19 protein-coding genes are annotated in these 19175 nt (G+C 62.4%); 18 read left to right on the top strand and 1 reads right to left on the bottom strand.

The window, feature by feature from the left end:
• The 17 genes from HZA03_00575 (at position 1) to HZA03_00495 (ending at position 17395) form a co-directional block, all read left to right on the top strand.
• Positions 1-453, top strand: coding sequence for a hypothetical protein (locus HZA03_00575; GenBank protein ID MBI5636444.1), 453 nt, complete (start codon positions 1-3; stop codon positions 451-453).
• Positions 434-1381, top strand: coding sequence for a 16S rRNA (cytosine(1402)-N(4))-methyltransferase RsmH (gene rsmH, locus HZA03_00570; GenBank protein ID MBI5636443.1), 948 nt, complete (start codon positions 434-436; stop codon positions 1379-1381). The genes HZA03_00575 and rsmH overlap by 20 nt, the downstream gene beginning before the upstream one ends.
• Positions 1378-1728, top strand: a complete 351-nt coding sequence (locus HZA03_00565) for a hypothetical protein (GenBank protein ID MBI5636442.1) — start codon at positions 1378-1380, stop codon at positions 1726-1728. Before rsmH ends, HZA03_00565 begins: the two co-directional genes overlap by 4 nt.
• Entirely contained in the window at positions 1725-3587 is a 1863-nt protein-coding gene (locus HZA03_00560) for a penicillin-binding protein 2 (GenBank protein ID MBI5636441.1), read from the top strand. The genes HZA03_00565 and HZA03_00560 overlap by 4 nt, the downstream gene beginning before the upstream one ends.
• Positions 3584-5044, top strand: a complete 1461-nt coding sequence (locus HZA03_00555) for a UDP-N-acetylmuramoyl-L-alanyl-D-glutamate--2,6-diaminopimelate ligase (protein MBI5636440.1) — start codon at positions 3584-3586, stop codon at positions 5042-5044. Before HZA03_00560 ends, HZA03_00555 begins: the two co-directional genes overlap by 4 nt.
• Positions 5044-6123, top strand: a complete 1080-nt coding sequence (locus HZA03_00550) for a phospho-N-acetylmuramoyl-pentapeptide-transferase (protein MBI5636439.1) — start codon at positions 5044-5046, stop codon at positions 6121-6123. Before HZA03_00555 ends, HZA03_00550 begins: the two co-directional genes overlap by 1 nt.
• Positions 6124-6126: 3 nt before the next feature.
• A complete protein-coding gene (murD, locus tag HZA03_00545) occupies positions 6127-7494 on the top strand; it encodes a UDP-N-acetylmuramoyl-L-alanine--D-glutamate ligase (GenBank protein ID MBI5636438.1) in 1368 nt (455 codons plus the stop codon).
• A complete protein-coding gene (ftsW, locus tag HZA03_00540) occupies positions 7484-8587 on the top strand; it encodes a putative lipid II flippase FtsW (protein MBI5636437.1) in 1104 nt (367 codons plus the stop codon). Before murD ends, ftsW begins: the two co-directional genes overlap by 11 nt.
• Before the next feature lie 17 nt (positions 8588-8604).
• On the top strand, positions 8605-9663 hold the full coding sequence (murG, locus tag HZA03_00535) for an undecaprenyldiphospho-muramoylpentapeptide beta-N-acetylglucosaminyltransferase (protein ID MBI5636436.1): 1059 nt from the start codon (positions 8605-8607) through the stop codon (positions 9661-9663).
• Positions 9664-9665: 2 nt separating this feature from the next.
• Positions 9666-11045 (top strand): UDP-N-acetylmuramate--L-alanine ligase, encoded by a 1380-nt coding sequence (locus HZA03_00530; protein MBI5636435.1) that lies wholly within the window; start codon positions 9666-9668, stop codon positions 11043-11045.
• A complete protein-coding gene (gene murB / locus HZA03_00525; GenBank protein MBI5636434.1) occupies positions 11026-11880 on the top strand; it encodes a UDP-N-acetylmuramate dehydrogenase in 855 nt (284 codons plus the stop codon). The genes HZA03_00530 and murB overlap by 20 nt, the downstream gene beginning before the upstream one ends.
• Before the next feature lie 2 nt (positions 11881-11882).
• The gene (locus HZA03_00520) at positions 11883-12770 is read left to right on the top strand and encodes an FtsQ-type POTRA domain-containing protein (GenBank protein MBI5636433.1); all 888 of its coding nucleotides are present in this window, start codon (positions 11883-11885) and stop codon (positions 12768-12770) included.
• Positions 12770-14005: a cell division protein FtsA gene (ftsA, locus tag HZA03_00515; GenBank protein MBI5636432.1), complete on the top strand. Its 1236-nt coding sequence runs from the start codon at positions 12770-12772 to the stop codon at positions 14003-14005. Before HZA03_00520 ends, ftsA begins: the two co-directional genes overlap by 1 nt.
• A gap of 58 nt (positions 14006-14063) precedes the next feature.
• Positions 14064-15323 carry a cell division protein FtsZ gene (gene ftsZ, locus HZA03_00510; GenBank protein ID MBI5636431.1) on the top strand — a complete coding sequence of 420 codons (1260 nt, stop codon included), beginning with the start codon at positions 14064-14066 and terminating at the stop codon, positions 15321-15323.
• A 15-nt stretch (positions 15324-15338) separates the two neighbouring features.
• Positions 15339-15977 carry a GAF domain-containing protein gene (locus tag HZA03_00505; protein MBI5636430.1) on the top strand — a complete coding sequence of 213 codons (639 nt, stop codon included), beginning with the start codon at positions 15339-15341 and terminating at the stop codon, positions 15975-15977.
• Between the two features lie 457 nt (positions 15978-16434).
• Positions 16435-16620 carry a DUF2065 domain-containing protein gene (locus HZA03_00500; GenBank protein ID MBI5636429.1) on the top strand — a complete coding sequence of 62 codons (186 nt, stop codon included), beginning with the start codon at positions 16435-16437 and terminating at the stop codon, positions 16618-16620.
• Positions 16604-17395 (top strand): alpha/beta fold hydrolase, encoded by a 792-nt coding sequence (locus tag HZA03_00495; protein MBI5636428.1) that lies wholly within the window; start codon positions 16604-16606, stop codon positions 17393-17395. The genes HZA03_00500 and HZA03_00495 overlap by 17 nt, the downstream gene beginning before the upstream one ends.
• Before the next feature lie 225 nt (positions 17396-17620).
• Here the strand turns inward: HZA03_00495 and HZA03_00490 are convergent, their stop codons facing one another.
• A complete protein-coding gene (locus tag HZA03_00490; protein ID MBI5636427.1) occupies positions 17621-18763 on the bottom strand; it encodes an anhydro-N-acetylmuramic acid kinase in 1143 nt (380 codons plus the stop codon).
• Between the two features lie 77 nt (positions 18764-18840).
• Between HZA03_00490 and HZA03_00485 the strand changes: the two genes are divergently transcribed.
• Positions 18841-19137: an XRE family transcriptional regulator gene (locus HZA03_00485; protein ID MBI5636426.1), complete on the top strand. Its 297-nt coding sequence runs from the start codon at positions 18841-18843 to the stop codon at positions 19135-19137.
• Positions 19138-19175 lie beyond the last annotated feature (38 nt).

Raw genomic sequence — 19175 nt, 5'->3', positions numbered from 1 at the left:
ATGCTGAATGCCGCGTTTTCGGGGGTCTATCCGGCAACGGTCGATGACAAGGGGCGTATCCACGTTCCCGCCGCCATCAGCCGCGAGGTGGCCGACGACGAAACGATGATGCTCGCCATTCAGTCGGACGGCGCGCACGAATCGCTCATCGCCTTTACGCGCCCGTCCTACCTGGCGATGTTGAGCGACCTGATGGAGCGCGGCAAGGCTGACCGGGAACAGCGGCGGCGGTTGAAGGGGCTGGCGGAGCGTTTTTATCCCAGCACCATCAAAAGCGGCAAGCTGCTCATCCCCCAGGAAATCCGCAAGAGTTTTGAGCTGAACAAGAACGTGCAGGTGGTTGGGGCGGTTGACCATATCGAAATATGGGACGAGGCCGTCTGGACGCGCAAGAACGGGAACAAGGGGATACGGCTTATGAGGGACGATCTCGATGAACTCGGGATCCTCTAGCGACGAGCCGGGCCATGCACCTGTTCTGCGGGATGAAGTAATTGAATTAATCAGGCCAAAGCCTGGTGGGGTATATGTCGATTGCACGCTCGGTGGGGCCGGGCATGCAAGCGCCATACTGGAAGCGGCGGGAAGCGGGGCCACTCTGATAGGGCTGGACCGCGATCCCGGCGCGATTGAACGCAGCGGTAAAAGGCTTGCACGCTATGGGGGCGGGGTAGAGTTGCATAATTGCCGTTTTGAAGATTTGAAGGTTCCGCTTGCCGGACGCTTGGCCGACGGCATCCTCATCGATCTCGGGGTCTCCTCGTTCATGCTGGACGACGCCGCGCGCGGCTTCAGTTTCCAGCGGGAGGGGCCGCTCGATATGCGGATGAATCCCCGCGAGGGGCGCACCGCCGCCGACATCGTCAACGCCGCCGGCGAGCGCGAGCTTGCCCGCATCTTCCGCGAGTATGGCGAGGAGCGCCTCGCCGCCAGGATCGCGCGGATGATCGTCCGCCGCCGCGCCGAAAAGCCGTTTGAAACCACGCTTGATCTCGCGCAGGTGGCCGTTGCCGCCTATCCCAAAGGAAGGCAGCGGATACACCCCGCCACGCGGATGTTCCAGGCGCTCCGCATCGCCGTGAACGGCGAGTTGGAGCATCTTGAACAGGCGTTGTTGGACGCCGTCTCCGCGCTCAAGCCGGGGGGCCGCCTCGCCGTCATTTCCTTCCACTCCCTTGAAGACCGCATCGTCAAGCACACCTTCGCCCGCCTTGCCAGGGGCTGCATCTGTCCGCCCAAAACCCCGGTCTGCATCTGCGGCCACAAGGCCGATGCGGCGCTGCTCACCCGCCGCCCGATCACCGCGGGCGAAGCGGAAACGGACAAAAACCCGCGCGCCCGCAGCGCCATGCTCCGCGCGGTGCAACGGGAGGCCGCATGAACGGCGAAAACTCCGCGATGAATTTCGACGCGCCGCCGCTGAACGACCGCACATACGTCCGGGCCAAGGCGCGGCTCGACCGCGAAGAGCTTCTCTTCTACGGGCTGGGGGTGGTTTTTCTGCTGCTGTCGCTGCTGGTCTACACCTACCCCTCGGTTCAGATGGTGCATGAGGTGTACCGCGAACAGAAGATAAAAAGCCGTGAACGGGAGCTGTTGGCGGAGCAGACCCGCCTGCGGCTGGAATACGAGATGCTTATGACCCCGGTGGAGATGGAGACGCGGGCCCGCGCCGCCGGCTACGCCCCGCTGGACAGGGAACATACGGTTTTTGTGGAAAAGAAATGAGAGACGACATTTTCACCGCCAAGTCGATCAGGTTTAAAAAGATACGGCTGTTGATCGCGGGGGCGCTCGTCTTTGTGTTTTTCGCGGCGGTGGTTGGACGGCTCGGCTATGTGCAGTTGTACGATTACGGGCGTTACACGGAATACTCGAAGAACATGTATGTCTCGAAGGTTACCTTCTCCCCCACGCGCGGCCGGATTCTGGACCGCAACCTGACGCCGCTGGCGCTCTCAGTGCCGATGAAATCGGTTTTTGCCCAGCCGTCGGCGGTGAAGGACAAGCGTACCGCCGCGATTTTGCTGGGCCGCGATCTGGGGATAAGCCCCGATTACGTCTACCAAAAGCTCGACCGGCGCGGCCACTTCGCCTGGCTCAAGCGCAAGGTGGGCGATGACGCGTACGAGGCGGTGAAGGCGCGCCACATCAAGGGGGTTTCGTTCGTCTCCGAGGATCAGCGTTTTTATCCGCAACGGATGCTCGCCGGCCGGGTGGTCGGTTTCTGCGGGCTGGATAACGACGGGCTGGCGGGCCTTGAATACCTTTATGAAAAAACGCTCTCCGGCGAACAGATGACCCTCGTCGCCCACCGCGACGCCACCGGCAGAATTTACGGCTACAACGGCGAAAAACGCCCCGACAGCAACTTCGAGCTGGTCACCACCATCGACAGCAACATCCAGTACATCGCCGAAAAGACGGTGAAGGCCGCCTACGATAAATACGAGGCCAAGGCGGCGCTCGCCGTGGTGATGGACGTGGAGAACGGCGAAGTGCTGGCGATGGCCGAACAGCCGGATATCGACCTCAACGACCCGCAGGCGCACCTGGCCCGCCACCGCGCGCTCTCCGTCACCCAGACGTACGAGCCGGGATCCATCTTCAAAGTGTTCGTGGCGGCCGCCGCCATCAACGACGGCCTTACCACTCCCGACGAGCTCTACGACTGCGAGAAAGGCCGTTACGAGGTATACGACCGCGTGATCCGCGAAGCCAACAACAACAAGTACGGCGTGATGCCGCTTAAGGACGTCATCGCGAAGTCCAGCAACATCGGCATGATCAAGCTGGCCGGCAAGATGGGGCCGAAACGGATGCATGAATACCTCAGGAAATTCGGCTTCGGCGAAAAAACGATGATAGACCTCCCCGGCGAGGTGGACGGGTTGTTGCGCGATTACCGGCGCTGGTCCGGCGTGTCGCTGGCCGCCATCTCCTTCGGGCAGGAAGTGATGACGACGCCGATCCAGATCGCCGCCGCGCTGGCGGTCATCGGCAACGGCGGCTACGGTGTGCGTCCGCACTTTATGCGGCAGATGCTGAGGGATGGCCGGGTGGTGATGGAATACCGCCCGCCGCCCCGCACGCAGGTGATCGGTTCCTCCGCCGCCCGCCAGACGCTGGACATGATGCACTATACCGTCACGGATGGCACCGGCAAGCTGGCGCAGGTTCCCGGCTTTGAAATCGCCGGCAAGACCGGCACCGCCCAGAAGTTCGACCGCGAAAAAGGACACTACAGCAACGAAAAGCCGCTTTCCTCGTTTATAGCGCTGTTCCCGGTGAAAAAGCCGCGTTATGCCGTCCTCATCATGGTGGACGAGCCGAAGGGAACCGGCTGGGGCGGGGAAGTGGCGGCGCCGATGGCGCGCAACATCATCAGCGGCATGGCGCTGTATCTCGGGCTGCCGGCCCGCGGCCAGCGGCGCTATGAGGTGGAATGGGGCGGGGTGCGCCGCGCCCTCGCCGCGCGCCCGGAGGACGGCAGTTATTCGCTGCCGCCGGTAACGATGCCGGAAACCGGCGCGGCTTCGGCCACCAGGGCGGAAGCCGGTTCCGTTGGGGAAAAAGGGGTTTTATGACCATCAGCAGCGTGTGGCTTCTCAACGGCCTTTCGGCCGGGTTGCCGGAAGTATCGGTGAGCGGGGTGGAATATGACAGCCGCAAAGTGGGGAAGGGAAGCTGCTTCGTCGCCGTGAAAGGTTTTCATCTGGACGGCCACGCCTATGTGCAAGACGCCATCGCCCGTGGCGCGTCGCTGGTGGTGGCCGAAGAAGGCGCCGCCCTGGAAACGCCGGCCGGTTTTCCCGTGGCCCGCGTGAAAGACACCCGCAAGGAACTGGCGCGGTTGGCCGCCCGCTTCCACGGCGATCCTTCGGCGAAGATCGGCGTGATCGGCGTCACCGGCACCAATGGCAAAACCACCACCACCTACCTGATCCAGAATATGCTCAATACCGCGGGATACCGCGCCTCCCGTTTCGGCACCATAGAATATGCGTTTCCCGATTGCGCCGTTCCGGCGCCGAACACCACGCCGGAATCGGCCGACTTGCAAAAAATGTTCGCCCGCGCGGCGGCGTATCCCAACCCCCGCTGCGTGATGGAGGTGAGCAGTCACGGGCTGGCGCTGGGGCGGCTTGACCGCACTTCGTTCAAAGGGGGCGTGTTCACCAATCTCACGCAGGATCACCTCGATTTTCACCAGACGATGGAAGAGTACGCCCGCGCCAAGCAATCGCTCTTTACGGGGTTCGATCTGGAATACGCCGTCATAAACCTTGACGACCCGGCCGGCGAACGGTGGGCGGCCGAAGGGGTGAACGGCACGCTGGTGACCTATGGCGGCCATCCCAAGGCGGTGATCCGGCTTCTCCGCGCCACCACCGATTTCGGCGGCGGCCACATCGCGCTCGCCACGCCCAAAGGGGATGTCTCGTTCAACATCCCCCTTCCCGGCCACCACAACATCCAGAACGCGATGGCCGCTTTTTCGGCCGGCTACGCCGAAGGGATTGAGCTGGAGACCGTCGTAAAAGGGATTGAGACCGCGCCGCCCGTGCCGGGCCGTTTTGAGAAAGTGGACGCGGGGCAGGATTTCGCGGTGATCGTCGATTACGCGCACACCGACAACGCGCTGGAGAATGTGTTGAAGACCGCACGCGGTATTACCAAAAACCGCCTCATTTGTGTGTTCGGTTGCGGCGGCGACCGCGACCGGACCAAGCGCCCGAAGATGGGGCGCATCGCGGCGGATATGGCTGACCAGGTGGTGGTTACCTCCGATAACCCACGCACGGAGGTGCCCCACCGAATTATCGAAGACATCATGGCGGGAATCCCCGCCGGGGCGCGGGGGCGCGTTACCGCCGTGACAGATCGCGAAGAAGCGATCAGCCACGCCATTGGCATCGCCCGCGCCGGCGACATGGTGCTCATCGCCGGCAAGGGGCACGAGGATTACCAGATCGTCGGCACGGTCAAGCATTTGTTTGACGACCGGAAAGTGGCCGCCAAATATATAAGGAGCCGGGGCTGATGCTGTACTACTGGCTGTATCCATTGCACGAGCGCTTCCATTCGCTCAACGTGTTCAAGTACATCACGTTTCGCTCCACCTACGCCATCATCACGGCGTTGCTGCTTTCTTTCCTGCTGGGGCCGGCGATGATTCGCTGGCTGCAGCGGAGGAATTTCGGCGAGCGGATACGCGCGGACGTGCCGGAGCACCACCGCCCCAAGGCCGGCACCCCGACGATGGGAGGCATCCTCATACTTGTTTCCTTCCTGGCGCCGGCGCTGTTGTGGGCCGATGTGGCCCGTCCCGCCGTGCTGGCCGCCGTTACCGCCGCCATCCTGTTCGGCGCCATCGGCATCGCCGACGACACCACCAAAATGCGCGACGGCCACGGCATGAAGAGCAAGACGAAACTTCTTCTCCAGTTGCTCGCCTGCGTGCCGGTGTTCCTGCTGGTGGCGGGGGAGGAAGGGCTTGCCGATACGCTCACCAAGGTTTATATTCCGTTCCTCAAGAACGTGCAGGTCGATCTAGGCTGGTCGTACTGGATTTTCGCCGCCCTTGTGGTGGTCGGGGCCAGCAACGCCGTAAACCTCACCGACGGGCTGGACGGGCTGGCCATCGGCCCGATCATCATCGCGTTTACCGCCTACACTTTTTTCAGCTATGTCGCCGGCCATGCGCACTTTAGCGGCTATCTCCAGATACCCTTCATCAAAGGGATGGGGGAGATCACCGTCGTTTGCGGCGCGGTGGTGGGGGCATCGCTCGGTTTCCTTTGGTACAACTCCTATCCGGCGCAGTTGTTTATGGGGAACACCGGCTCGGTGTCCCTCGGCGCGCTGCTCGGCGTGGTGGCAATATTGACCAAGCATGAAATCATCCTCCTGCTGGTCGGGGGGATATTCGTGGTGGAAGCGCTTTCGGTGATCATCCAGGTCGCCTCCTTCAAACTGACCCGCAAACGGGTCTTTTTGATGGCGCCGATCCACCACCACTTTGAAAAACTCGGCTGGCCGGAAACCAAGGTGACGATCCGCTTCTGGATCGTCTCCATCCTTCTGGCGTTGTTGAGCCTTTCCACGTTGAAGCTGAGGTGACGGGTGGACGTTAACGGCAAAAAGGTTCTTGTGGTCGGCATCGGGCGCACCGGCGTGCCGGCGGCCAACCGGCTGGCGGCGCTTGGGGCGGCGGTGTTCATCACCGACAACAGCACTCAAGAGAAGCTGCGCGATGAGCTTAAAAAACTCGCCCGCGGCATCGAGGTGGAGACTGGCGGCCACGCGCTTGTGATGAAGGAAAAATTCGATCTGGTTGTCACTTCCCCCGGCGTGCCGTGGGAGAACCCCCTTCTTGCCGCCAAGCGCCGCGAAGGGGCCGAGGTGATCAGCGAGATCGAGCTTGCCTTCCGGCTCGCTCCGCGCGGGTGGGTGGCGATCACCGGCACCAACGGCAAAACCACAACGACCGCGCTGGTGGGGGCGATTCTGAAGGAGAGCGGCGTACCGGCCGTGGTTTGCGGCAACATAGGCAACGCCGTGACCGGCGAGGACGCCGTGTTCGAGCGGGACGTGAAGGTGGTGGCCGAGATCAGTTCGTTCCAACTGGAGGGGTGCGTACATTTCCGCCCCCGCGTGTCGGCCATCCTGAACATCACGCCGGATCACCTGGACCGGCACCATACGATGGAAGAATACGCGGCGATGAAAAGCCGCGTTTTTATGAACCAGTCGGGTGACGATGTGTGCGTGCTCAACTTTGACGACCCCGGAACCATGAAGCTGAAGGACAAGGTGCGCTGCCGTCTTCTGGGTTTCTCCACGCGGGAGCTGCTCAAGGACGGCGTATTCGTGAATGACGGACGGATCGTACTTGTGGAAAAGGGGGAATCATGGTCGATAGGAGAGGCGAAGGATCTGAAAATTGCCGGCGGCGCAAATCTGGAAAACGCCCTTGCCGCCGCCGCCATCGCTTTTGCCGCCGGGGCTGACGTTGGGGCGATCTCCCGCGCGTTGTTCAGCTTCACGGCGCTTCCCCACCGGATTGAACTGGTGGCCGAGCGGGGCGGCGTCCGTTACATCAATGATTCCAAAGGAACCAATGTCGGCTCCACCCTCAAGGCGCTTGAAGGATTGGACGGGAAAGTGTTCGTCATACTTGGCGGGCGCGACAAGGATCAGGATTTCGGGCCGCTGGCCGCGCTGGTGCGGCGCAAGGGGGCTCACGCCATTCTCATCGGCGAGGCCGCCGAAAAGATAGGCCGCGCGCTGGGGGATTATCCGCGGGCGGATCGCGCCGCCACGATGCGGGAGGCGGTGGCGCTGGGGGCGCGGCTGGCGAAACCGGGCGATACGGTGCTGCTTTCCCCCGCGTGCGCCAGTTTCGATATGTTTAAAAATTACGAGGATCGCGGCGACAAATTCCGCGAAGCGGTGAAGGAACTGATGAAGGAGGCGGCCCATGTCCGTTAAACGCGAGCCGGATTACCGGATATTGGCGGTGACGGCCGGCCTGGCCCTTATCGGGCTGGTGATGATCTTTTCCGCCTCCGGCACGGTGGCCGGCGCCCGGTACGGCGATCCCGCTTTTTTCCTCAAACGCCAATTTGTTTACACCCTCATCGGATTCGCCGGGATGGCGGTGGCGCTTAAGATCAACTACCGCAAGCTGCAGGATTTGGCCCCTTACCTGTACCTTGTTTCGCTCCTCATGCTTTTTCTGGTGCTCATCCCCGGCATAGGCCGCGAAGTGTCCGGCGCCCGGCGCTGGATCATATTGGGACCCGTCACCTTCCAGCCGTCGGAGTTCGCCAAGCTGGCGCTCATCGTCGCCTTCTCCCACTTTTTGGTGAAGAAGGAGGCGGCGGGGCGGCTGAGGGATTTCGTCATCGGCTATGTGCCGAACGCGCTGGCGCTGGGCGTCATCTTCGTGCTGATTTTGCTGCAGCCGGACATGGGAACTTCGCTGGTGGCCGCCGTGGTGATCTTCGGCCTCTTCTTCGTCGCCGGCATCCGCTTCAGCTTCATACTCGGCACGTTTCTCACCATGCTGCCGTTCCTTTACGTGGCGGTGCTCAATGTCGATTACCGCCGCCGCCGCATCCTCTCGTTCCTCGATCCGTGGGCCGACCCCACCGACACCGGCTTTCAGATCATCCAATCCTGGGTGGCGCTGGGGAACGGGCATGTTTTCGGCATCGGCCTGGGCGAGGGGCGGCAGAAAAACTTCTTCCTGCCGGATGCGCACACCGACTTTATTTTTTCCATTATCGGCGAGGAACTCGGCTTCGCCGGCTGCCTGCTGATAGTCCTCCTTTTCGCCATTTTCGTGTATCTGGGGATCAAGACCGCCATGCGGGCGCCCGATCCTTTCGGCATGTACCTTGCCACCGGCATCACGTTAAGCATCGGGTTGCAGGCGGCCATCAACTTTGGCGTGGCCACCGGCCTGCTTCCCACCAAGGGATTGCCGCTGCCGTTTATTTCACTGGGCGGCTCGGCGCTGGTGATGTGGCTGGTCAGCGTCGGCATTTTGCTTAACGTATCGCAATACAGGTCGTCATGAGCGGGAGCGGATTGAGAATGATTGTAACGGCGGGCGGCACCGGCGGGCACATCTATCCCGCGCTGGCGGTGGCGGACGAACTGAAGCGGATGGGCAACACCATTCTCTTTGTGGGCGGCCAAGCGGGACCCGAACATGAAATGGCCCGCAGCGCCGGGTTCGATTTCCTCGGCATCGACGTGCGGGGGTTTGACCGGCGGCATATCGGCAAGATGGCCAGGGCCCTGTTTACATTTCCGATGGCGCTGGGCACGGCGGCCAAGGCGGTGAACGTATTTCAGCCGGACGCGGTTATCGGCGCGGGAGGTTACGCCTCCGGCCCTTCCTGTCTGGCGGCCTCGATGAAGGGGGTGCCGCTTTTTCTGATGGAGCAAAACGTCTATCCGGGACTGGTCACCCGGTGGCTCGCCGGGAAGGCCCGCCGGGTTTATGCGAATTTCGCCGAATCGGCCCGCTGGCTGCGGGGAGCCGATGTGATGGCGGCCGGGAATCCGACGCGGCGGGAGTTTAGCATGGCGGTGACGCGCGATTTCGACGCGCCGCGCAAAACCATCCTCGTGATGGGGGGAAGCCAGGGGGCCAACGCCGTCAACCGCGCCGTGATGGGCGCGCTGCCGCGGCTGGCGAAGATGAACGTGAAAATTTACCACCAGACCGGCAAGCAGATGCTGGCCGAGACCCGCGCCGCGTATCTTGAGGCGATGGTGGAAGCGGTGGTGGAGCCGTATTTCGAGAACATGGCCGCCATCATGCGTGAAAGCCACCTGGCGGTCGCGCGCGCCGGGGCCGGCACCTGCGCCGAACTGGCGCTCACCGCCCTGCCGGGCATCCTGATTCCATATCCCGGCGCGGGGGGACACCAGCGGCTCAACGCCCTTGCAATGGAGAACGTCGGCGCCGCCGCGGTGGTGGATGAAATGAACCTGACCGGCGAACTGCTGGCGGAAACGGTGTACGGCATTTTGCGCAACCCGGACAAGCTGGGGAAGATGAGCGCCAACGCCCGCGAAAACGCGAAACCGGATGCCGCGCGGGTAATCGCGCGCGACATCGTAAAACAACTGGAGGCGGCGTGACCCTGAAGCGGCAACGGACAATCCATTTCGTCGGCATCGGCGGCGCGGGGATGAGCGGCATTGCCGAAATCCTCCTCAACATGGGGCACAAAGTGCAAGGCTCGGACCTGAACCGTGGCGACACCGTGAAGCGGCTGGAAGGCCTGGGAGCCACCGTGCATATCGGCCATGCCGCCGAAAATATCGGCGACGCCGAGGTGATCGTCATCTCTTCCGCCGTAAGTAAGGAAAATCCGGAAGTGGTCGCCGCCCGCCTGCGCAAGGTGCCGGTGATTCCCCGCGCCGAAATGCTGGGGGAACTGATGCGGATGAAGGTGGGGATCGCCGTGGCCGGCGCGCACGGCAAAACCACCACCAGCACGATGGTGGCGACCATTCTCGCCGAAGCGGGGCTTGACCCCACCGCCATTATCGGCGGCCGCGTGAAGCGGTTCGAGTCCGGCGCGAAGCTGGGCAACGGCGAGTTCCTCGTCGCCGAAGCCGACGAAAGCGACGGCAGCTTCCTCACGCTCGATCCGTCCATCGCGGTGGTGACGAACATCGACGCCGAGCATCTGGATTACTACGGCAGCAAGGATAAAATCGACGAGGCGTTTTTCACGTTCTGCAACAAGGTGCCGTTCTTTGGCGCCACCATCGCCTGCGGCGACGATCCGGTGTTGCGGAGCTTCATTCCCCGGATGAACAAGAAATTCATCACCTACGGCTTTTCCAAAGCGTGCGACCTGATGGCGCACGACTACGCGCTGGGGGAAGGGACGGCTTCTTTCACCGTGTCGGATAAGAACGGCGAGTTGGGGCGCGTGGAGATACATATGCCGGGACGCCATATGGCGCTGAACGCGCTGGCCGCCATACAGGTGGCGATGCTGGTCGGCGTGGAGTTCAACGCCGCCGCGGCGGCGATGAAACATTTTTCCGGCATCGGCCGCCGCTTTGAGCTGAAGGGGAACAAGGGGGGGATTACCGTGTACGACGATTACGGCCACCACCCCAACGAGATACGGGCCACGCTCAAGGGCATCCGCGAGTGGAACAGGGGGCGGCGCATCGTGACGCTGTTCCAGCCGCACCGGTATACCCGCACGCGCGATTGCTTGAGCGACTATTTCACGGCGTTCGACGATACCGATGTGCTGGTGCTGCTGCCGATTTACGCGGCGGGCGAATCGCCCATCGCGGGCATCAGCACCCGGCTGATTTACGACGGTCTGGTGACCGCCGGCAAGAAAAACGTTCACTGTTTGGAAACCACGGAGGAGATACAGGGCTTCCTCAACCGCACATTGGACGGCCGCGACATGCTTCTGACAATGGGAGCCGGCGACGTTTATAAGCAGGGGGAGCTTTTTTTAAGGGGCGATGAAGGTATTAAGAGATGAGCCGCTGGACAGGCGCACGACGTTCCGCATCGGCGGCCGGGCGGGGATGTTTATCATTCCCGAAACGGCCGGCGAACTGGCGGCGGCGCTGCGCGGACACCCGGACGCGTTTGTCCTGGGCGGCGGCAGCAACCTGCTTGTCGCCGATGGCGGCATTGGAGAAGTGATTTCCATGGAACGGTTTGACGCTGTGGATGTGGCTGAAACCGCCGGCGGCGCGCTGCTGACCGCGGGAGCGGGGGCATCGCTAACCGCTATTGCGCGGCGGGCCGGGCGGCTTGCGTTGGGCGGGCTGGAGTTCGCCTTCGGCATTCCCGGCACGGTGGGGGGCGCGGTGGTGATGAACGCGGGCGCATCCGGCGGCGAAGTGAAGCAGAGCTTGGTGCGCGCGACATTGATAGTGAACGGAGAGGCGGAGGAATTCAAGGCCGAGGCGCTCGGCCTCGCATATCGTCATAGCGCGCTCCCTCCGGGAGCCGTGGTGGTGTCCGCCACGTTTGCCCTTAAAGAGGGAGAAGGGAAGGAAATACTGGAACGGATGCGGAAGGGAATGGCGGCGCGGAGGAAAAGCCAGCCGCTTGAATACCCCTCGGCCGGATCGGTGTTCAAAAACCCGCCGGGCGATTTCGCCGGGCGGATCATCGAAGCCTGCGGCCTGAAAGGGTTGCGCGAAGGGGATGCGCAGGTGAGCCTTAAGCACGCCAACTTCATCGTAAATCTGGGGCACGCCACCGCGGCCCAGGTTTTTTCCCTCATCCGCGCCGTCGAGGCGGGGGTGTGGGAAAAGACGGGTGTGCGGCTGGAACGTGAATTGAAACTCGCGGGAGGATTTTAATAATGTTGATCGCGGCAAAATTCGAGCGGCCGGCCGGCCGGCGGCAGCCGCCGGAGCGCGCGCGGCGTTCGCCGTTCCAGACAAATTCCGTCCGCGCCAAGGGGCGCACGAAAGAACGCATTCTGATTTACGCCAAAGCCGCCCTGCTGGGGCTGTTGTTGGGGGCGCTTGTGGTGTCGGCGGTGGCGATTTTCAGGATGATTTCGGCGAACCCCTATTTTGTGGTGAAAACCGTCGCCATTACCGGCGTCCGCATGCTGAACCCGGAGCAGGTTCGCGCAATGGCGGGGCCGGCGCTGACCGGCAATATTTTCACGCGCGACCTGGAGCGGGCCGCCGCGCTGGTGGAGCAGAACCCCTGGGTGGAATCGGTCTCGGTGCGGATAAAACTGCCGGACATCGTGGAAGTGGCGGTGACGGAGCGCGGGCCGGTGGCCGCCGTGGCGCTGAACGGCAAGTCCTGGCTGGTGGATGAAAAAGGGTACCTCATTGAAGAAGCGGGCCGCGTACGGCCGCAATTGCTGATTACCGGAGTGAAAGCGGCGGCCGCGCCCGGTGCGCGGATAGCCGATCCGCGGCTGTTCGATGCGTACCGCGCCGCATCGCTCTTTAAGCTGGATACCGCGTTCGGCGACACGCCGGTGGCGGTGGATGTGGGCCGGATGGATAAAACGGCCGTGCGCACCGCGGGGGGGCTGGTGTTGAAGCTCGGCCCCGATCAGGAAGAATGGGAGGAAAAGTTCATGGAATATCTCGCCGTGCGGGGCGTGGCGTCCGATTTCGCGCCGGGATTCGCGGAATTCGATCTCTCGTTTAAAAACCAGTTGGTCGCCACGATGAAGGGCGGCGGCAAAAACGAAAAACGTACCGAATCACAGGGGGTGATCTGATGGCGAAAAAGGAACGTGACACGATCTGCGGCCTCGATATAGGCACCACGAAAATCTGCTGCGTCATCGCGGAACTGGGCGATAACGGCAAGCTGGACATCATCGGGATCGGCACCAGCCCGTCCAAGGGACTCAACAAGGGCGTGGTGGTGAACATCGAAAGCACCGTTGAATCGATCCGCAGCGCGGTGGAAGAGGCCGAACTGATGGCCGGGGTGCAGGTGGAGAGCGCCTTTGTCGGCATCGCGGGGGGGCACATCAAGGGCTTCAACAGCCACGGTATCATCGCCGTGAAGAACCGCGAGGTGACAGACCTCGACAAGGAGCGCGTGATCGAGGCGGCCAAGGCGGTGGCCATCCCGATGGACCGCGAGGTGATCCACGTGATCCCGCAGCAGTTCATCCTGGATCACCAGAGCGGCATCCGCGAGCCGCGCGGCATGTCCGGCATCCGCCTCGAGGCCCGCATCCACATCATCACCGGCGCGGTCACCAGCGCGCAGAACATCGTCCGCTCGGTGAACAAGGCGGGGCTCGACGTGGACGACATCATCGTGGAACAGCTCGCCAGCGCCGAGGCGGTGCTGGACGCCGACGAGCGCGACCTGGGCGTGGCGCTCGTCGATATCGGCGGCGGCACCGCGGACCTGGCGCTGTTCTCCGAAGACAGCGTGAAATACACCTCGGTGATCGCCGTGGGGGGCAACCACATCACGAACGACCTCGCCATCGGGCTGCGCACGCCGCAGGCGGAAGCGGAGAAGATCAAGCGCAAGCACGGCTGCGCCGTGGCGGCGATGGTGAAAAGCGGCGATCTGGTGGAAATCCCCAGCATGGGGGGGCGCGAGCCCCGCGTGATCAAGCGCGACGTGCTGTGCGAGATCATCGAGCCGCGCGTGGAAGAGATGTTCCAGATGATTTACCACGACCTCGAGACGTCGGGCTACCTCGGCATCATTCCGTCGGGCCTCGTGATCACCGGCGGCGCGGCGATGCTGGAGGGGATGCCGGAAGTGGCCGAGCGGGTCTTCGGCCTGCCGGTGCGCCGGGGCAATCCCAAAGGGGTGGGGGGGCTGGTGGATGTGGTGAACTCGCCGCAGTACGCCACGGCGGTCGGGTTGTTGCAGTTCGGCATGAAGCTGCGCCGCAATGGCCCGCCAAGGCCGCTAAAGGGGCGCAACCTCTTCAACAACATCACGGACCGGATGAAGGGCTGGATAGAGGATTTCTTTTAAGCATTGTTAAGTAACGTGGGGCAAAACGTTTAACAAATTTTTTTGGGGGTAACAAGTCATGGGGCTAGATTTTGACAAGCAGGACGGGAGTTCGCAGCCATCGTTCAAGTTTTCCAGCAGCACGCACAGCAATGCGCGGATCAAGGTGATCGGCGTCGGGGGCGGCGGGTGCAACGCGGTGGGCGCGATGATGAGCCACGTCATTTCCGGCGTCGAGTTCATCATCTGCAACACCGATTCCCAGGCGCTGGGCAAATCGCGCGTGCCGGTGAAGATGCAGATCGGCGGGCAACTGACCCGCGGGCTGGGCGCCGGGGCGAACCCGGAAGTGGGCCGCAAGGCCGCGATGGAGGACGCCGACGGCATCCGCGCCATGCTGGAAGGGGCGGACATGGTGTTCGTCACCGCCGGCATGGGGGGCGGCACCGGCACGGGGGCCGCGCCGGTCATCGCCGACATCGCCCGGAAGCTCGGCATTCTCACCGTCGGCGTGGTCACTAAGCCGTTCATGTTCGAAGGGCAAAAGCGCGGCAAGCAGGCCGAATCCGGACTTGAGGAGCTCAAACGCTCGGTCGACACCCTCATCACCATCCCGAACCAGCGGCTGCTGGGGGTGGTGGACAAAAAAACCACCCTGCGGGAGGCGTTCATGACCGCGGACATGGTGCTGTGCAACGCGGTGCGGGGCATTTCCGAAATCATCACCGTGCCGGGCCTTGTCAACGTCGATTTCGCCGATGTGCAGACCATCATGAGCGAAATGGGGCAGGCCCTTATGGGCACCGGCATCGGCAACGGCGAAAACCGCGCCCGCGAAGCGGCGCAGAAGGCGATCAGCTCGCCGCTGCTGGAAGACACCTCCATCGAAGGGGCCCGCGGCATCCTGATCAACGTCACTGGCGGCGAAAACCTGACGCTGTTCGATGTGAACGACGCCGCGATGGAAATCCAGAAGGGATCCCACGAAGACGCCAACGTGATCTTCGGCGCGGTGATCGACGAAAACCTGAAGGACGAGGTGTTCGTCACCGTTATCGCCACCGGCTTCAACCGGGCCGCCGCGGCGCGCGAAATGCCCAAGGCCCAGGCGGAGGGCATCAAGGCCATCGCGCAGCAGGCGGTGGCGCAGGCCGCGCCGGGGCTGGCGCAGGCTTCCATCACCATGGCGACGGGGGCGGGGCGGCAGCCGATAACCAATATCCCCTTCAGCGGCGGCAGGACGGGGAAGGAAAACAAACCGCTGGTGTCGCTCGATCTGGCGGAATTCGCCGATGAGCTCGACATCCCGGCGTTCATCCGCCACCGGCAAGCCGACTGACCGGAAGAGGATGCGATGGACAGAAAAACGTTGATGATGGCGAGCAAGATAAGCAATAGCGGCCTGCGCCGCGATATCATGGTGCTGCGCGGAAACCTCAAGCAACTGGTGCAGACCAGCAAGCGCAACACCGAGATACAGCAGAAGATAGACGAGGTGGGGGAAGCCGCGGTGCGGTGCGAAGACCTGGAGACGCTGGCCGCGAAGACGACCGACGCCCTGCGGGAATCGTTCGGCCTGACGGTGGCCACCTACTGCCTGGAACACGGCTACCGGGAACTGCTCCCGCCCCCCATGGAGCACCTTCCGTCCCCCGCCGCGGACCGGCTTTTTTTCATGGATCAGGACCGGCTCAATGGCATTTTCACGCAGATGTCCCCTTTGCTGCACGGGCGGCTGGAGCACGGCAGCGTCCATTTCTTCGGCATACGGGAATTGCGGCGAATACGATCCGAAGCGCTGATCCCCCTGGTGTACGGCAACCGCGTGATCGGCAGCCTGAACCTCGGCAGCAACGACCCCGTCCGCTACAGCGAAGGAAACGCCACCGATTATCTCCGCCGCCTGGCCCAAGTGACCGCCCTTGCGATGGTGAACCTGCGGTTGCGGCATGCCCAGGGCGATATGGCCGCCCCCATCGCCGCGCAGGGATAATGTTTTAGATTTTTGCTTTTTTTTCATCCCGGCCTCCGGCGCACCCCCGCCGGAGGCCGGGCCTCCCCCTTTTGACATCATGTATCCCCGGTCTTCGGCAATGTGTCCCGCCGGAGCCGGGGATTCCAAATCTCCGGATCAGGAAGCATATTGCGCCGGTTTAAGGAGCCGCGGAATTGGCAATTCAATCCGCGGCGGAAAAAAGCGGACAGTCCGCGGGACTGTTCCGTCTTTTTCACACAAGCGCCTTCGGCGCGCAGTGTAAATGGCCTGTAGGCCATATTTGGTTTTCCCGGTGGATACCCAATTTATTGGGTACATCGGCCCAAGGGGCCGAAATCCCTTGGCGCTCCGCGCCAATGTACACATTAAAATGTGTACCCACCAGGAGGGGCCGCGCGGCCAACGGGCGGGCGGGGAATCTGTGATATAACCGGCACAACGGAGATAGTGGATGATGGAACTTTTTATGACGGCGTTTGGGTTGGTGCTCATCATCGAAGGGCTGCCCTATTTCATAAGCCCGGAGATGATGCGGCGCTATGCCCTCCTCATGGCCTCGATGGACACCCGTGTGCTCCGCGTCGGCGGTCTGGCCCTGATGTTCCTCGGCCTTGGCATCCTTTATGCTTTTGTTGGTTGAGACGGCGTTTTTTATCACGCTGGCGGAAACGCTGATTACGTACGCCGTCGCCGCCGCCATGACGCGGCATATGCCGTCACCGCCGGTCACGGCGGCCGTGCGCATCTGCTGGCTGCTGCGCGAATGGATTTATGAAATCCTGTTCATCGCCATCGTGCTTTTGGTGATGCCGTTCGATGCCCTGATGAAAAAAAGGCGGCGGGATGCGGAACGCCCGCTGATCGTGATCGTTCACGGCCTTTTCAGCACGCCGGCGCATTGGCTGCCGCTGGCGCTCCGGCTGCGCCGCGCGGGAATCGCCAACGTCATCCGCCCCAAGTATCAGGGGGCGGGGGGGCTGGAGGAGTGGAGCGCGCGGCTGGCCGAGGGGCTGCGCGATCACAAAGGGGGGATTGTTTTTATCGGCCACAGCTTCGGCGGGCTGGCGGCGGCGCATGCCGCATCGCTGCTGCCGCGCGGGGCGGTGCGGAAAATCATCACGCTCGGCGCGCCGTTCGGCGGCACGGTCATGTCGTATTTCGGCATCGCGCCCGCCGGGCGGCGGCTCATCCCCGGCACCGATTATTTGCGCGCCACGCGCGACGTCATCGCCGCGCTGGAAATTCCGTTTACCTGCCTCTGGTCGCGGTTCGACCAACTGGTGGTGCCGGGGGAGAGCGCGCTGTTGCCGGGCGCGGAGAATATCGAGGTGGAGGGGCTGGGGCACACCGGCTATCTTTTTTCCCGCGACGTGGCGGAGCGGATAGCGGCGCTGCTGCGGGATTTTTCCCGGTAGGTGCGACTTCAGTCGCACTCTCGGCCCGACGGGCCGATGGGGGAAGCTGCTTGGCGCGTTGCGCCAATGTACACATTAAAATGTGTACCTACCGGGAACAGCCTCGGTGGGTACCCAATTTATTGGGTACATCATGCCGTAAGGCATGACTCACACATGGCGCGTTGCGCCAATGGGCGAATGAAGCGCCCCTGCCCGGAGAAAAGGCGCTCCGCGCCACGGGTATCAGGGGATGGAGATTTTGCCGAGGAGGGCGGGGCGTTTCGCGCCGGTCACTTTCGGGATGTTGCCGTGCAGGCCGTTGATGGTGCGGTAGGCCAGCGCCGCCATCAACACCGCTTCGATGTCTTTTTCGCCGTAACCGAGTTCGCTGCTCATTGTCACCGCGCCGCGCCCCGCAAGCCGCGCGCGTAATTCATCCAGCAGCGCTTTGTTGTACGCGCCGCCGCCGCAGACGATCCAGCGCAGCGCCCGCCTCGGTTTACAGAACGCAAAAACCTGATCCACCGCCGACGATGCGGCCGCCGCCGCCAGCGTCCGGAGGAAATCCGCCTCCTTCACCGTTCCGAATTTTTTAAGAAGCTCCGCGAAGTATGCGGGGCCGAATGTTTCGCGGCCGGTGCTCTTGGGCGGCTTCCGCTTGAAGTAGGGATGCGCCATGCAATGCGCGTACATTTTTTTGTCCACCGCGCCATGCAGGGCCGTTGCGCCGTTTTTGTCATATGCCCGCTTCCCTTTTGAAAGATGCGCCGAGGCCATATCGAGCAGCATGTTCGCCGGGCCGGTATCGAATCCGGTTACCCCTTCGATGCCAACGCCGGCCGGAAGCCAGGTGATGTTCGATATTCCCCCCATGTTGTGTACAACGCGGTCTTCGTTTTTATCGGAGAAGAGGACGTAGTGCGCCAGCGGGGCAAGCGGCGCGCCGCAGCCGCCCGCCGCGATGTCGGCGGGGCGGAAATCGGAAACCACCCAGCAGCCGGTGAGGGCGGCTATTTCACTTCCTTCGCCAATCTGGAGGGTGGAGGATACCCCGTTTTTGCCGTTCGGCTGATGGCGGATGGTTTGGCCGTGCGAGCCGATGAACTCCACCTGCTTGAGCGGGATTTTTGCTTTTTTACAAAGCGCAACGGCCGCCGTGCCGAAAAGCTTTCCGATCTCAACATTGAGGCGGCAGATAAGCTCCGCCGGGCCGTCCGGCTGGCTCGCGCGGAACACCTCTTCGCGCAGCTTTGCGGGGTAGGGGAGGAAGTGCGTTGCCGCAATCCGCACCTTGCCATCGGCAAAATCGACGAGCGCGGCGTCGACACCATCCCCCGACGTGCCGCTCATCAACCCTATGCCGTAGCGTGAAATCATCTTGCCCATAAGGTACCACGGCATCCTTTTTGCGGGATATACAAAATATTGTATAATTCGACACGTTGAGGATTAAGGAGGACAAAATGAGAAAGACCAAAGCGGCGGGCAACGTGTTCAGCGACATCGGTTTCCATGGAGAAGAGGCGGCAAATTTGCTAATTCGCGCCCAATTGATGACAGTGCTGGCGAAATTCATGGAAGAAAATGAACTGAAACAGGAAAGGGCGGCAAAGCTTTTTGGTGTCACTCAACCCCGGATAAGCGACCTCAAGCGGGGCAAGATCAAGCTGTTCACCGTGGACACCCTTATCGAAATGCTCTCAAAGGCGGGGCTTGGCGTGGCGGTGAAAATATCGCGCCACCAGAAAAAAGCGGCTTGATCCGGAGTTCTTTCATTTAGGTTTCTGAAGAAAGTTAA

The organism is Nitrospinota bacterium, from assembly GCA_016217735.1.
Lineage (GTDB): Bacteria > Nitrospinota_A > UBA7883 > JACRGQ01 > JACRGQ01 > JACRGQ01.
The sequence above is the reverse complement of the archived record's forward strand: the minus strand, read 5'-3'. Positions and strand labels throughout refer to the sequence as shown.